This window comes from Chloroflexota bacterium, from assembly GCA_026708035.1.
Lineage (GTDB): Bacteria > Chloroflexota > UBA11872 > UBA11872 > UBA11872 > JAJECS01.
In genome coordinates, this window is sequence record JAPOVQ010000025.1 from 19,967 (window position 1) to 34,689 (window position 14,723).

General features: G+C 68.5%; 10 protein-coding genes. 4 read left to right on the top strand and 6 right to left on the bottom strand.

Going from position 1 to position 14,723, the window contains the following annotated elements:
• Positions 1-15 precede the first annotated feature (15 nt).
• Positions 16-399: a cupin domain-containing protein gene (locus tag OXG33_10340; protein ID MCY4114320.1), complete on the bottom strand. Its 384-nt coding sequence runs from the start codon at positions 397-399 to the stop codon at positions 16-18.
• 120 nt (positions 400-519) lie between these two features.
• Here OXG33_10340 and OXG33_10345 point away from each other — a divergent pair, with 120 nt between their 5' ends.
• The 4 genes from OXG33_10345 to OXG33_10360 all read left to right on the top strand — a co-directional run bounded on the left by OXG33_10345 (position 520) and on the right by OXG33_10360 (position 5,216).
• Positions 520-1,383, top strand: a complete 864-nt coding sequence (locus tag OXG33_10345; GenBank protein ID MCY4114321.1) for a xylose isomerase — start codon at positions 520-522, stop codon at positions 1,381-1,383.
• Between the two features lie 295 nt (positions 1,384-1,678).
• Entirely contained in the window at positions 1,679-2,110 is a 432-nt protein-coding gene (locus OXG33_10350; GenBank protein MCY4114322.1) for an Hsp20/alpha crystallin family protein, read from the top strand.
• A gap of 309 nt (positions 2,111-2,419) precedes the next feature.
• Complete coding sequence (locus OXG33_10355) at positions 2,420-3,379, top strand: D-2-hydroxyacid dehydrogenase (GenBank protein MCY4114323.1); 960 nt, start codon at positions 2,420-2,422, stop codon at positions 3,377-3,379.
• 91 nt (positions 3,380-3,470) lie between these two features.
• Positions 3,471-5,216: a Rieske (2Fe-2S) protein gene (locus OXG33_10360; GenBank protein MCY4114324.1), complete on the top strand. Its 1,746-nt coding sequence runs from the start codon at positions 3,471-3,473 to the stop codon at positions 5,214-5,216.
• A gap of 172 nt (positions 5,217-5,388) precedes the next feature.
• Here the strand turns inward: OXG33_10360 and OXG33_10365 are convergent, their stop codons facing one another.
• The 5 genes from OXG33_10365 to OXG33_10385 form a co-directional block, all read right to left on the bottom strand.
• Entirely contained in the window at positions 5,389-6,513 is a 1,125-nt protein-coding gene (locus OXG33_10365; protein ID MCY4114325.1) for an amidohydrolase family protein, read from the bottom strand.
• Positions 6,514-6,667: 154 nt separating this feature from the next.
• On the bottom strand, positions 6,668-8,914 hold the full coding sequence (locus OXG33_10370) for a hypothetical protein (GenBank protein MCY4114326.1): 2,247 nt from the start codon (positions 8,912-8,914) through the stop codon (positions 6,668-6,670).
• 127 nt (positions 8,915-9,041) lie between these two features.
• Positions 9,042-11,390, bottom strand: coding sequence for an MMPL family transporter (locus tag OXG33_10375; protein MCY4114327.1), 2,349 nt, complete (start codon positions 11,388-11,390; stop codon positions 9,042-9,044).
• Between the two features lie 443 nt (positions 11,391-11,833).
• A complete protein-coding gene (locus tag OXG33_10380) occupies positions 11,834-12,880 on the bottom strand; it encodes an Ldh family oxidoreductase (protein MCY4114328.1) in 1,047 nt (348 codons plus the stop codon).
• Positions 12,881-13,131: 251 nt separating this feature from the next.
• Positions 13,132-14,358 (bottom strand): ABC transporter substrate-binding protein, encoded by a 1,227-nt coding sequence (locus tag OXG33_10385; GenBank protein MCY4114329.1) that lies wholly within the window; start codon positions 14,356-14,358, stop codon positions 13,132-13,134.
• Positions 14,359-14,723: the final 365 nt, after the last annotated feature.

Sequence of the window (14,723 nt, forward strand, 5' to 3'; positions counted from 1 at the left end):
GGGCGCCCGTTCGGCTTACTCCGCCGGCTCGTCCAGAAAGACCGTCTGCCGCGCCTCGCTGGAAAACGCCACCAGCAGCGTCGCCGTGTCCTCGCCGACGTTGATCGCCCGGTGCCGTACACCCTGGGGCACATGCAACAGCGATCCCGCGGACAACGTGACCGTCTGCGTCCCGATCGTGTGCTCGATCGTGCCCTCGGCGACAAACACCAGCTCGTGGCAGTTGGGGTGATAGTGCTCCGGATTCGAGGAGCCGGGCTCGAACTGGGCGCGCCCAAACGTCATCCCGCTGCCGGGCGTCAGGTTTTCGTCTGCCAGCCACTCGAGCGACACGCCCGGCACGTAGTCGCGCCGGCCGCGCCCCACCGTCACCACGCGCGGTTCTTCCGCCTCGCTCATCGACTCCGCCTTCCTCGCCTCGGGATGCCTTCGCGCGGCGTCAGCCTACGCTACTCCGTCGCCGCCCGAATCCCGCTGCTACCCTGACGACCCCCGACGAACCACACCCAGGCGACATCCATGGCGGCACCGGCATCCCCCGAACCACCCAGACTCCTTCAGCTGGCCGCGATCAACAGCTTCATGGGCCACCCCAGCCCGGATCGCGAGTGGAGCTTCGAACGCAAGATCGCGGAGGTGGCCGAGGCCGGATTCGACGGGTTCACCGGACGGGCGCCGCCGATCACTCGGCAGATGGTGGACGACTCGGGCCTGCTGTTCTGGTGCACGGCCGACATCGAGACTGCCCGTGACGTCAAGCCCGCGCTCATGGCGGCGCAGGAAGCCGGCGCGGCGACGGTGAACGTGCAGATGGGCAACCACGACACGCCCACGCGTTCCGCGGTGGCGCTGGCCCGCCGCACGCTCGCCGCGGCGGACGAAATCGGGATTGAAGCGGCGATCGAGGTGCACCGGGACACGGCCACCGAGACGCCCGAGAAGGCCTATGCCCTGGCGGACGGCTTCGCCAAGGCCGAAGGCCGGCTGCTGCCCATGGTGTGGGACCACTCCCACCCGGCCGTGATCAAGCACTTGCCGCCGCCGTTCGCCGGGCGCCTGCTCGACCGGCCCGAGCTGGTCCAAAACTCGAACTGGTTTCACCTGCGCGCCTTCAACGGGCATCACGCACAGGTGCCGGTGATCGACGGCGACGGCAATCCGACGCCCGAGTTCCACGACTGGATCGAGTTCGTCGACGAGCTGATCCAGCTCTGGCTGGCGGCCGCGGGCCCTGGCGCCACGCTGTGGACCTGCCCCGAGATGATCGCCAGCGGCTACCGGCTGTCGGTATTCACGGACAACTGGAGCCAGGCGCTGTTCATCCGCAACGCCGTCGACGACGTCTGGGACCGCCGCCTACCCGATTGGTCGCCGCCGGCCTAGGGGCACGTCCGCTCGCCCGAATCTCAGGCTCCTTGTAGGGGCGCCCCTAGTGGGCGCCCGTCCGGGACGATCCGGGCAGCCACGAGGGCTGCCCCTACACGGAGCCATCCTGGCCGGTGGCCCGAGCTGCGTGCAGCCTGGGAGTCCCTCCGCTGCACCTGCCATTGGTGACCCCACAGGAAATACCTGCGCTTTTGCAATGAAACTTACTTGACAGAGATACACTCAAGTCTTACGATGCCTCCGACAGATCGAATCGGCGGTCCGAGAGGCGGACCGCACGGAGGAGGACACGATGGCCACCATTCAGCGTTGGGATCCGTTCCGCGAGTTGCTCGGTATTCACGACGCCATTGGGCGTCCCTGGCGCCGCACGGCGCTGCCCACGCGCGCATCCTCGTGGGTGCTGCCGGTCGACGTCCGCGAGGATGAGAACGCGATCGAGATCAGCGCGTCGCTGCCCGGCGTCGCCAAGGACGACATCGAGGTTTCCGTCGAGCACGGCGTGCTCACCATCGAGGCCAAGACCGCCGTTGCGGACGAGGCCGCAAGCGACGGCTACGTGCTGCGCGAGCGTCGCGCTGGCAGCTTCCGACGCGCCCTGCGCCTGTCGGATCGGGTGGACGCCGCCGCGGCGACGTCCCGCTACGCCGACGGCGTGCTCACGGTGACCGTGCCCAAGCTGGAGACCAGCAAGCCCAAGCGCATCGAAGTCACGGTCTCCTAACCACCTCCCCCCACGGCGGCGGCCCGGGCACGCTCGGGCCGCCGCCGGCGCGTTTCCACCTTGCTTGGGCGGCGCGGGCGATCGAAGTGCGCAACGTCAGTCAGCGCCCGCCATTTCTTCGCATCGGCGCCGAAGTCCGGCCCCCTCTCCCTGAGGGAGCGGGCTAGGGTGAGGGGCGCGCGGGGCAGCGATTCCACTGGGTGCATGATTCAGGAAGCTGCATCACGCACTTCCGAATAGACGGGCTCTCGCCGCCCCGCTACCGTTCTCGCAGCCGCCGCTTAGGCCGGACGGCCCGGAGACGCTTGCATGAAGGTCCTGATTGTCCCGCACGCCGACTACTACGTCCTGCCGACGGACGAGCTTCGCGCGGAGTTTCCCGACGCGACCTTCGTCGAGCCGGAAACCCCGGAAGAGCGGCTGCGTGAGGTCGTCGACTCGGACGCCTTCTACGGCACCCCCACCAGCGAAGAAATGCGGGCGGCCACGCGCCTTCGCTGGATCCACAATCCCGGCATGGGCATCGACCGGCTGATGAAGGTGCCCGAGATCGTCGCCTCCGACGTCGTGATCACCAACTCGCCCGGTCCCCACACCAACCCCATGGCCGATCATGCGTTCATGTTCATCCTGGCCCTCGCGCACCGCCTGGTGGAGTCGCTGGACGACCAGCGGCAGCGCGTCTGGGACACGGTGAAATACAACAATCGCATGCTGCCGCTCAATGGCAGCCGTTTGGGCATCCTCTCGATGGGCGGCGTCGGTCGAGCCGTCGCCCAGCGCGCGCTGCCGTTCGGCATGCACGTCTATGCCATGGATCCCAGCCCCACCGACATTCCCGCCGGCGTGCGCAAGGTCTACCCGCCTGAGGAACTCGACGAGATGTTGCGGCACACCGACTGGCTGGTCGTCACGTCGCCGTTCATTCCCCCGACGGCCAACCTGATCAACGCCGCGCGCATGTCGCTCATGCCCGAGGGCTCGCACATCGTCGTCGTGTCCCGCGGCGGGATCGTGAACGAGGACGCGCTGGCCGAGGCGCTGCACAGCGGCCACATCGCGGGCGCGGGGATCGACGCGACGGCCGTTGAGCCGCTGCCGCCGGACAGCCCGCTATGGACCGCGCCCAACATCCTCCTCTCGGCGCACACCTCGGCAATGAGCACTACGCTTGCCGCCGAGCGGCAGGAGATCTTCTTCGCCAACCTGCGCCGCTTCGCCCAAGACCGCCCACTGGCGTTCGTCTGCCCCGTCGGCCGCGGTTACTGAGCCTTAGCCACCCAATCGCACGGATCGTCCCGCTTGGCGGCGGCGCGCCGCGGTGGGAGCATTGGGACACGGGCGGCCGGAGGTCGGGCCCATGACACGTGACGGCAAGGTCAACGCCGGAAAGCTAAGCGACCTCGCGCCCGGCCGCTGCCACGGACTGCGCGTCAACGGGCGCTCCCTGGTGCTCGTCCGCGACGGCGACGCCGTGCACGCGCTCGACAATCGCTGTCCCCACATGGGGTTTCCGCTCGACCGCGGCAGCGTGGACGACGGGATTCTCACCTGCCACTGGCACCACGCGCGCTTCGACGTCACGACTGGCGGCACGTTCGATCTTTGGGCCGACGATGCGCCCGCGTTCCCGACCGAGGTGATCGACGGCGATGTCTGGATCGACCTGCGGGTCGACCGCGACGAGCTGTCGCATCACCGCCGCCGTCTGCGCGACGGCTTGGAGCGAAACCTGTCGCTGGTCATCGCCAAGGCGGTCATCGGTCTGCTGGAAGCCGGCGCGGACCCGCGCGAGCCGTTTCGCATTGGGCTGGAGTTTGGGGTGCGCTACCAGTCGGACGGCTGGGGGCAGGGTCTCACCGTGCTGACCTGCATGATGAACCTGCTGCCCCGATTGTCGCGCGACCAGCACGCTCGGGCGCTGTTTCACGGGCTGTCGAACGTGGCGAGCGACTGCGCCGGGGCCGCGCCTCGCTTCCCCGCCGGGCCGCTGCCCGACGCCCCTGCCGATCCCGCCGCGCTCAAACGCTGGTTCCGGCGCTCCGTCGAGGTTCGCGACGCCACCGGCGCCGAACGCTGCCTGCTCACCGCCGTGCGTGCGGGCTTCGAGCCGGAATCCCTGGCGGACATGCTCTTCGCCGCCGCGACCGACCATCGCTACCTCTCCAGCGGTCATGTGCTCGACTTCACCAACAAGGCGCTGGAGGCGCTGGACATCGCTGGCTGGGACCTTGCCGAGGGCGTGCTCGCGTCGCTGGCGCGCGGCTACGCCAACGCGCAGCGCATGGAGGAGTCCAACGCCTGGCGACGGCCGCACGATCTGGTCGCGATCCTCGAGGCGACTTTCCAGGAAATTCCGGAGGCGTCGGCACCGTTCGATGGGTCAACCCCGTGGCCCGACCGCGGAGCGTTCGTCAAGACCGTCCTAGGCGACGATCCCGACGCCATCGCCGACTCGCTCACGGTTGCGCTGCGCTCAGGCGTCGGCCCGGTGCAGCTCGCTGAGGCCGTGGTTCAAGCGGCGGTCGCGCGCGTGGCGCGCTTTCATGTCAGCAACGAGTTCGGCGACTGGGATCGCGCGCTGCACACGCTGTCCTTCGCCAATGCGGTTCGCTGCGGCTTGATGCGGTCGCCGTCGAGCGAGCTGGTGCGCGGCGTCTACGACGCGGCCATGAGCGTCTATCTCGACCGCTTCCTCAACGTGCCGCCGGCGCGCGTGCCGGGTCTCAACGGCCAGTCGCCGGCGCTGAGCTCCACGTTGCTAAGGCAATTGCCCGACATCCTGGACCGGCGGCAGCGCGTCGACGACGCCGCGCGGCTGGTGGTCGAGTACCGGGCCGGCGATGGGCGCGACGACGAACTCCTCGCGGCCATGGGCGGCGCGCTGCTGCGTGAGGACCGCAACTTCCACACCATCCAGTCGATCGAGGCCGCCATGCGGCAGTTCGACCTAACGACGCAATCCGACGACGCCACGATGGCGCTGGTGGCCGGCGCACGATATCTCGCGGCCCATGCCCCCACCGTGCGCGCCCAGGGCCAGACCTTCCAGATCGCCCAGCGCCTGCACCGCGGCGAGGCGCTCTACGAAGAATCGCCGGCCTGACCGAAACCGGTCCGCCGGCTCGCCACCGTGGTGATCCCGCCCTGTAGGGGCGCTCCTTGTGGGCGCCATTGGGAGAGACGCGGGCAGCCACGAGGGCTGCCCCTACATCGAAAAAGACCACCCGGTGGCCCGGGCTGCGGGCAGCCCAGGAAGTCCCCGCCCGAACGATCCCTTAGGCCGCTCCGTTCGTCGACGGCGTCGCGAAGTCGAAGATCTTCAGCGCCGTTTCGCCCATGATCTTGCGCTTCGTCTCCGCGGGAAACGGCTTGATCATCACCTCGCGCGGGTGGTCGAAATCGTGGTGGGGCCAGTCCGAAGCGAAAACCACGTGGTCCGTGCCGTCGATCAGGTCGATCAGCGTCACCAGGTCTTGCGGCCGTTCCGGCTCTTCCACCGGCTGCGTGCAAAAGTAGAACTCGCGGATGTAGTGGCTCGGCGGCTTCGCGAGCAAAGGCGCCTGGTGCCGCAGCTCGTGGTACTCCTTGTCCAGGTGCCACAGGACGTAGGGCACCCATGAGACGCCGCCCTCCGTGAACACGACGTTCAGGTCCGGGAAGCGCACCGGCATCCCCGTCTCGATCATGCTGAAGATGTTGGCCATCAGCGCGAACCCGTGCTCCACCGAGTGCCGGCCCAGTTGGGTCGCGAACTGCTCGGTGTTGAAGGGGAAGTTCGTGTGCAGAATGCCTCCCACGCTGTGCAGCATCACGGGACAGTTGGTCTCCTGGGCGGCCTCGAAGATGGGGTCGTACATCGTGTGGCCCCACAGGGGGCGAACCGCGCACGTTGGCAGGAATACGCCCACAAAGTCCTTGCGTGAGCCGTACTTCCGAATCTCGCGCGCGGCGTCCTCCGGGTCCTGCGGCGCGGCGAGGACGGTGCCGTACAGCCCCCGCGCCGGGTCCACCCAGCGCTCCGCCAGCCAGGCGTTGAAGGCCCGGGCCACCGCCGCCGCGAAGTCGGCCTGCGGCAGGACCGCCATCCGCAGCAGAAAGTCGGGAAACAGGATGGCGATGTCGATGGACATGGCGTCCAGGTCTTCGCGCATCTGGTCGGCGGTCGCCACCGTGCGGTGCGTCAGACCGCGCCCAGGCACCGGGAGGTCGAAGGGCGTGGCCGGCGCGTATCCCGGAGCTTCCAGGTAGCGGCGCGGCACGTCGCCCAAGTGCTCCAGGGCCACGCGCCACGGCTCGTCGCAATAGGGCGCCAGCGCCTCGGGGGGATCGTTGGCGTGCACGTCGCAGTCGACGATGACGAGGTCGTTGACCGTGAGCGGACGTTCGCGCTGGGCCGCCATGTGTGTGCTCGTTGGGTTGCGGGAGGCTGATTCTAGCCCGCAACGATCTTCTCCGTGCCCGACTAACGTGTTGGGCATGCGCGCGTCGCCGACACCGTCGGTTGATAGGTGTTAGATGCGTCGCCGACCTAGCAGGCTCCCGACGTCGGGGCGGCTAGGTTGCGGGGATTATTTGGTAGGCCACCGTTTCCGGAATCTGCGGTTCGGTCGTCAGCGTGATGCCGTCCGCGTAGCGAACCACGTGCGTCCCGCCTCCGATCCAGGCCCAGTTCTTGCCGAACGCGTTGAACGTCTGGCGCGGCGCGGCGAGCGTGAGGTCGTGGGAGCCAGGGCTGAGCGTCTGCTCGTTGCCGACATGGTCGGAGAGGTAAACGGCGTCGTCGGACGTTGCCTCGTCGGTCGCAAAGGTGAGCGTCAGATCGATCGGTGCACGCTTGCGGTTGTAGAACACGCTGGTGATGAATCCTGGTCCCGGCAAATCGATCCGGACCGGCCCGGCGTATGCGTTGGCCGCGCGCTCTCCGCGAATGTTCGGCCACTTTGCGCGCTGGGGATGTTGCCGGGTGACGTGCGACAAATAGCGCACGGCCACGCGCGCCCCTTGCCCCGAGACTTGCGACAGCGGAAAGTTGACCAGCTTGTGCAGGGCAACCTCGTCCGCGCCGCCGACCAATGCGTTGGCCACGGCCTGGATGATGAAGTGCGCCACGTCCGTGTCGTCGAAGTGGGCGCCCAGCCCGGGATCGTCCTGCAGGCCCGCCTCCATCACGACGACCCGGCGACTGCCGGCCAGTGGATCCGGTTCGCCCACCGTTACCGAGAGACCGTCGAGCGCCGTGCGGTAGTTGGCGGCCATTTCATACACCCGCTCGGGCTCCTTGTGCAGCGTGAGGGACATGTCGTGGAACCAGAAGTTCTTGGCAACCAGGGCCTCGCGATCGGTCTGCCCGGCCAGGAAGCTCACCCAGCCGTCCCAGAACCGCATCTGTCGCGGCGTGTTGTCACAGCGCCGATTCACGACGCTGAGCGATGGAAAGATCAGGCGCGCCCCGGGGTCGGCGGCGATCATGGCGTCGTAGGCCACCTGCACCAGGCGGTAGAGCAGGCGCTCGCGCTCGGCGTCGTCGATCTCGACCGCGGCGGCCGGGCCCGAGCCGTCGGTGCGGTCCACCCAGCGCTTGTGCGGTTCTCCGCCCCAGGCATAGCCCGGCATCTCCGGGCGACAGATATCCGGCTCGTTCGCCGGAATCCAGCGTGAGATCCAATTCAGGCCCGACGACGACGGCGTGGATCCTCCGTCGAGCGGCCGGCGACTCTCGACCACCCCGCGGACGAACCGGCCGAAGTGGTTCGACGGATCGGCGGCCGGCAACTCGAGCCCGTTGGGCGGGTTGAACTTCGCGGGCTCGGACACCCCGCCGCCCGCGTACGCCGGCGTGAACTGAAGCAGCCCGATGACTTCCCTCGAGACTCGAAAGTTGCGGTCGGTGGCGATCGTGGGCAGCGCGGCGTCGCTGTACGCGTCCATGCCGCTCCAAATGAACTGCTCGCGGGCCCACCAGAGCCCAAGGCGGTTCATGTGGTCAATGCCGGCGGCGACACCCTGCTCGCTGGCCAGGGTGCATCCGAAACCGGGGTCGATGCCTTTGTCCGTGCCCGGGAGGTCGTCCGAGATGCCGGATGCTTCGTCCGAAAGCGCGAACTCCTCCGGGGCGACGGCGGCGGTCGGCAGGTGGCTGGGCTGGCCCTGGAAATAGGCCCGATAGCGCTGGCCCAATACGCCAAGGCGGACAGTCCCGCCTACCCTTTCGAGGCCAAGATTGGCGAAGAGGTTTCGCACCTTGCCGGCAAAGCTGCGCGGCCGGGATCGCGCTACACCCGCTTGCAGGCCTGGATTGTCGGTGATGAAGGCTGCAATCGCTGGATCGACCGCCGTCACGTGGCTGTATTGGGGCCAGCCGTCGAACTCGAGCTTGGTCGCGTTCGAGAAGCTGGGTGACACGGGCGGCCCGTCCACGATGCGATCGACGATGGGCGCAAGGCGCGCCGCGCCGCCGGCCAGCGGCTGGGAGAACATCGCGCAGGCGAACAGTTGGTACCAGTTGTCGGCGTCGCGCCACACGCGGCTGATCGGCGGGCCGTACCACGCGTGGCCGCCGGCCGCGTCGTAGAGCGTCCAGAAGTTCGGACCGGCAGGGTCGTCGCGGACGTAGAAGCCCGAAAGACCTCCGTCGATCGGGAAGAAGGCCCCGTCCACCGTCTCGATCGCGTCCGGCGGAAGCAGCTGCTCAGCGCCGAGGGCAGGCGGCGACGTCGTGACTCGGGCAATGCCCCCGGCGGCAAGCGCCGCCATGACGGCGAGAAACCGACGCCGGCTCAGGATGGCCGCGTGACTTGACACTTAGGTCGCTGCTCCGATGTTAGGGCGGAACCACAAACGGCGAGGGGCGTTTCCGCACCCTACTAGAGCTTTGGAATCCCCGTGCTTGCGCCCGCCCGCTCCAGGCGTGCGGGTTTCGCGATCGCCTCTAGGAGGCGACGCCCGGCTCGTCCGCTTCAGCCGATGACGGCGAATTCAAGCGCACGGGCCACCAGTTCCAGCGGCGCAGCAGGATCACCAGGCTGGGCACGAACAGCGCGCGCACGACGAAGGTATCCAGCAGGACGCCCAGCATGACGGCAAACCCCAGCTGGAAGATGTCGCGCAGCGGCAGCGTGGCCAGGATCGAGAAGGTGCCGGCGAGGATCAGGCCCGCCGAGGTGATGACGCCCCCAGTTCGCGCCACCGCCAGACGTGTGCCTTCCACCAGTCCCCGCGCCCGAATCTCCTCCCGGACGCGCGACATGATCAGGATGTTGTAATCCGCTCCCAGCGCGGCCAGGAAGATGAACATGAAGACGGCGTTCTGATAGCCCACGCCGGGATGTCCCATCAGGTTCTGGAAGATGACGACGGAAATGCCCAGCGCGGAGAGAAAGCTCAGCAGCACGCTGCCGATGAGATAGGTGGCCGCGACCAGGCTGCGTAGCAGCAGCAACAGGATGAACCAGATCAGCACCACCACGATCGGCCCGACAAGCCGAACGTCGGTGTTCACCGAGGCCCACGCGTCCGTTTGCAGCGCGGTTGGGCCGCCGACCAGGACCATGGCGTCGGCCAGGCTGGTGCCCTCGACCGTGCTCCGCGCCGTCGCGCGGACTTCGTCGATGCGCTCGATCGCCGGGATGCCGTAGGGATCGTCTTCCATCACCACGTCCAGCCGGGCGGTGCTGCCGTCGGGCGAAATGAAGCGGCCGGCGGCGAGGAAGGCCTCGATCACGGCTTGCATTTGCGGGTCGGCGTTCGCCGGCGGACGGGCCGCCGGGGCGCCGGTTGGCGCGCCGCCCTGGAGCATTCCGGGAGGCAGGTTGGCGACGGCGGCTTGCAGCACAGCAGGATCCACTGCCGGCGCCTCGCCCGTGGGCCGGGTGGGTCCACTCACCCGCGTGACGCCCGGGATGTCGGCGATGGCCTGGGCCACGCGGTCGATGTCCACCAGGCTGGCCAGGACGTTGTCGGTACTCAGATAGACGTTCGTTGGCGCCAGGTTCCCGGCGCCGAAGCTGTCGTCCATGATCTGCGCGCCGATCTTCGACTCGGCGTCGTCCGGGAAACCGTCAATGAAGCTGAAGTTGGGGGTGAGCGTCGGCGTGCCGGCGGCGAAGACCACCAACAGCACGAAGGTCGCCGTGAATGTGGCCACCGGGCGGCGGGTCACGAAATCCGCGACGCGCGACCAGACGCGGGAGTGCTCGGTGCCGGTCACGTGCATGCGCCCGGGCCAGAAGGCCGCGCGTCCCAGCAGCACCGCCATGGCTGGGATGAAGGTGAGCCCGCTGAGCAGCATCAGGAACATTGCCAGCGCCAGCACCGGCCCCATCGTCTGAAACGACCCGAACGTGGCCAGCAGCAGCGCGAGCATGGCCGCGATGGTGGTGCCGGCGCTGGACGCAATCGCGGGTCCCACCCGGCGCAGCGCCACCTGCATGGCGCGCCAGCGGTCGGGCTGTTGCCGCAGCTCCTCCCGATACCGGGCCACGATGAAGAGCGTGAAGTCGGTGCCGGCGCCGAACATGAGCACCGACATCAGCGCCGTCACCTGGCTATTGAGCAGCAGCCCGGCGTTTTCGGCCAGCGTCGCCGCCACACCCTGGGCGATCACCAGCGTCCACCCCACGCCGGCCAGGGGGAGCAGGGCCAACGCGGGCGAGCGGTAGATCAGCAGCAACAGCACCAGGACGAAGAGCACGGTGAAGAGCGTCACGCGGAAGTCGATCGACGCGAACACCTCTACGGCGTCGGAGATGATTCCCGCGGGTCCGGTGATGGCGACGGTGAGACCGGCAGCGGCGGTTCCGGCGCGCGCCTGGTCGCGAATCCAGCGAATGACTTCGCGAAACTCCTCCTCTGCCGGAGAGCCGCTGATCGTCACGATCGTCGTCACGGTGGTGCCGTCCGGCGCCAGCAACGCGCTGCCCGCCATCGGCGACGCGGTGCTCAGGGCGAGCACGCTTTGAATGCCGGGAGGTGCGTCGGCCGCTTGCAGCGCCTCGTCCACCCGCGCCACGGCCGCCAGATCCGAGTCGGACAGGCCCTCGGGTTGATGGAAGACGACGATCGCGGGAATCCCCTGCCCCCGCGGGAACTTTTCCCGGACCAGTTGCAGGACGCGCAGGGACTCCGAGCCGTCCGGGAGGAAGTTCTCCTGCTCGTTGGTGGTGACGTCGGACAGCGGCGGCGCCGAGACGACCACGGCGGCGCCCACCACGCCCCAGATGGCGATGACGATCGCCGCCCGGCGCCAACTGGTGGCAAAGCTCGCAACTAGCCCGAACATCTAGCGCAACCCTATGTCGATGGCACTCGTCGGTTTGTGAACAAATGTACGAAGTCCCGTCGGTCCTATCTTTCGCGCCGGGGCTCTTACGTCGCAGAATTGGCACATGGGTACGCAGGCCAAAACGCAACCGAAACCGTCGGCGCGGGCGGCAACCAGCGGTGCGCATCCTGCACGACGCTGGCTGCTTGCGTCCGTCATTCCGGCGAAGGCCGGAATCCAGTCCGGGTTGCGACGGCTTCTTAAGCTAGCGGTTGATCCCATCCAACCTCACCGCGCTGGGTCTATCCCCTCCAGTCCACGCGGCCGTGTGCCCGTGCGGGGCGCCTGGGAGTCCGCCTGCGGCTGGGAGGCGCGCTGGAACGCCTGGCTGGCCAGTCCCTCCGGTCCCATGTGGCGCGGCGACGGGGAGCAGCCCCACCGCCGCTAGTTCCGGCCGACCGTCAGGCGATGTCCAGCCCCAGGGAAGCCGCGCTGTCCACCAGGTCCTGCCACACGTCGTCGTGCAGCGGAATCCCGTCGCGCTCGCGTTGCAGTCGCGTGCGCGCTTCCAGGTCGCCGGGCGCCAGCACTTCGCTGAACCCCGGCGCGGGCTCCGCCGCGTGCACCTGGTCGACCAGCTCCCTCGCGCCGCTCAGGTAGGCGTCCATATCGCGGAAGAGGTCGGACTTGGCGAACAGCATCGTCACGCCTTGGTGGCGCATGATGTCCCCGCCGCGTACCTCTTCGGCGTAGTCGTCCGATCCGGAGAAGGTGCGCCCCAGAAACTCGGCGGCCATCATCAGCGCGTAGCCCTTGTGGCCCCCGAAGGGAACATGGCCGCCGCCGTCGAAGAACGCCTGCGGGTCGGTCGTCGGATTCCCGTCGGCATCGACGATGCTGCCCGGCGGCAGCGTTTCGCCGCGCTTCTGGGCGTTGACCACCTTCACGCCCGAGAGCGCCGTGGTCGCGAAGTCGAACATCATCGGCGGCGCGCCCGCCACGGGAAAGCCCATCGCGATCGGGTTGGTATGCAGCACGCGCGTGCGACCGCCGTAAGGCACCGTCTGCGGATCGACGGCGCCGAAGCCGCCCGCGCACACCAGCGAGACCAGGCCCTCCGCCGCGGCCATCTCCACGTAGTGCCCCAGCCGCCCGATGTGATGCGATTGGACCAGCGAAACCAACGCCAGTCCCGACGCCGCCGCCTTGCCGATGCCGAGCTCGGCGCCGTACTTCGCCGCCACCTGCCCGAATGTCCAGTTGCCGGTCACCAGCGCCCCGCCGTCGAGGTCTTTGAGGGCTTCCGGCCGCGCCCGCGGCAGCAGTTGCTCGGCCCTGATGGCGTCGACGTACCCCGAAAGCTGCGTGACCCCATGCGTCACGACGCCGCTCATGTCGGCGATGACCAGGTGGTTGGCAACGTCGACCGCGTTTTCGGCTGATGCGCCGGCGGCCTCCAGGATGTCGAGCACGATCCGCCGCAGCTCACCCGCTTGTTTCGTGACCATGGCTTCGTCCTCGTTCCAGCGCGCTACGACTGCCCGCTACCGATGGTGCGCCATGCCATGCCCGGCCGCCACCCCGTGGTCGACGCCCGCCACGCCGACCCGTGCGAAATCCCACAAATGGGGCGTCAAGAGCCGGTCCGATCCCCTTTCCCTTGGAGGGAGAGGGCTAGGGAGAGGGTCCTCTGGGGCCTGGGCGTGGGGTGTCGACCGTGTAGGAATAATTCGCCGGCGCAGGTGCGCCAGTGCTGGCGCTAGTTCTCAAAAAGCACCACGTCGATGTCCTCGATCCGCTCGTCGGTCGTGTAGCGCCAAATGCCGATGTAGCCCCGGCGCAGGTCGCCGTTCGCGTCCCAATCCAGCGTCCCCGACGCGCCGTCGTAGTCGACCGCATCGCCGGCGCTCAGGATCTCGAGCGCCCGCGCGATGCCCTCCGGCCCCGCGAACACGACCTCTCCCGGTCCGCCACCCACCGCGCGCAGTTGGTCGCGGATCGACGGGCCGTCGGTGCTCCCGGCCGCCTCGGTCGCCAGCGCCACGGCGATGGTGGCGTCGTAGACCTCGCGGACGTACGTGCCCGCCGGGGGATCGCCGTAGGCGTCCAGGTAGTCCTCCTCCCACCGAGCGGCTGACTCGCTGGCTGGTGGAGGGGCCGGCCCGGTGCCGTACATGCCGCCCAGCGCGGCCCCGCCGATCGCCTGGACCAAGGCCGGGCTCTTGACGCCGTCGCTGAAGACGAAATGGTCGTAGATGCCCTGTTCGAGCGCCTCGCGCAGAATGATCTCGGTCTCCGTCGAGAAGGCGATCAGGATCAGGGCCTGGGCGCCGCCGGCGGCGGACTGGCGCAGGGCGTCGGCGAACGTGGTCTGATCGGGTTCGACTGCCACGGTGGTGATGGCGCCGTCCCACGCGTTTTCAAATGATTGGACCAATCCCTGCCCCCAGGCGTCGTTGCGGTAGATCGCGCCCACCTTGTCGAAGCCGCGTTCCCGGGCGACTCGCGCCAGGACCGGTCCCTGCGCCACGTCGGACAGGGCGACCCGGAAGAAGAAGTCGTCGTCCGCGGCATTGGTCAATCGCGGCGACGTGGCCGAGGGGCTGACGACGGGAATCCGGGCCGGTCCGGCCACGCGCTCGATCACGGCCAGCGAGTTGGCGCTGGTGCTGGGACCGACGAGCGCATGCACGCCCTCGTCCTCGATCAGCCGCCGCGCTTCGACGACTGCCGTGTCCGGGTCGAGCGCGGTGTCGCCGACCGCTGTCTCGACCAGGCGACCAAACACGCCGCCGGCCTCGTTGAGATGCGCCACCGCCAGCTCGAAAGCCCGTTGCCGGTCCTGGGCATTCTGCGGCGACCCCTCGCTGATGTACGTCAGCAGCCCGAGCTTCAGCGGCTCCGGAGGCGCCTCGCCGCACGCCGCCAGGCAGACCGACAGCACGCCCGCCGCCAGCAGCCAGGCAGCGCGCAATCTAATTGACATAACACTCCACCACTTAGTGCCGGGTCGCCGGCGACGCGCCTCCACGCCTCGTCGACGCAATCCTCACGATTGGTATGCGCGTCGCAGTCTCCCATGGCAACACCCGTAGCAGGTGTTGCGCTTCGTTTGTGAACCTTGGGATTCTGGTCCGAAGCACCTTCATCGTCATTCCAGGCGCCTCACTCCTGTCATTCAGGGCGAAGCGAGGAATCTAAGGGGCGGAAGGGGCACGGCTCCCTCGGCTGTAGGGGCGCCCCTAGTGGGCGCCCGCCCTACTCCAACCTCAGCGGCCCGGTGGCCCAGGCTGCGGGCAGCCTGGGAGATACAACCGCCGCCCGTCCCACGCTGCACGCAGCGCGGGCCAC

Bases quoted from the DNA above. Each gene is read 5' to 3' on its own strand.
- OXG33_10340 (MCY4114320.1), bottom strand. From the start codon at position 399: ATGAGCGAGGCGGAAGAACCGCGCGTGGTGACGGTGGGGCGCGGCCGG.
- OXG33_10345 (MCY4114321.1), top strand. From the start codon at position 520: ATGGCGGCACCGGCATCCCCCGAACCACCCAGACTCCTTCAGCTGGCC.
- OXG33_10350 (MCY4114322.1), top strand. From the start codon at position 1,679: ATGGCCACCATTCAGCGTTGGGATCCGTTCCGCGAGTTGCTCGGTATT.
- OXG33_10355 (MCY4114323.1), top strand. From the start codon at position 2,420: ATGAAGGTCCTGATTGTCCCGCACGCCGACTACTACGTCCTGCCGACG.
- OXG33_10360 (MCY4114324.1), top strand. From the start codon at position 3,471: ATGACACGTGACGGCAAGGTCAACGCCGGAAAGCTAAGCGACCTCGCG.
- OXG33_10365 (MCY4114325.1), bottom strand. From the start codon at position 6,513: ATGGCGGCCCAGCGCGAACGTCCGCTCACGGTCAACGACCTCGTCATC.
- OXG33_10375 (MCY4114327.1), bottom strand. From the start codon at position 11,390: ATGTTCGGGCTAGTTGCGAGCTTTGCCACCAGTTGGCGCCGGGCGGCG.
- OXG33_10380 (MCY4114328.1), bottom strand. From the start codon at position 12,880: ATGGTCACGAAACAAGCGGGTGAGCTGCGGCGGATCGTGCTCGACATC.
- OXG33_10385 (MCY4114329.1), bottom strand. From the start codon at position 14,358: ATGTCAATTAGATTGCGCGCTGCCTGGCTGCTGGCGGCGGGCGTGCTG.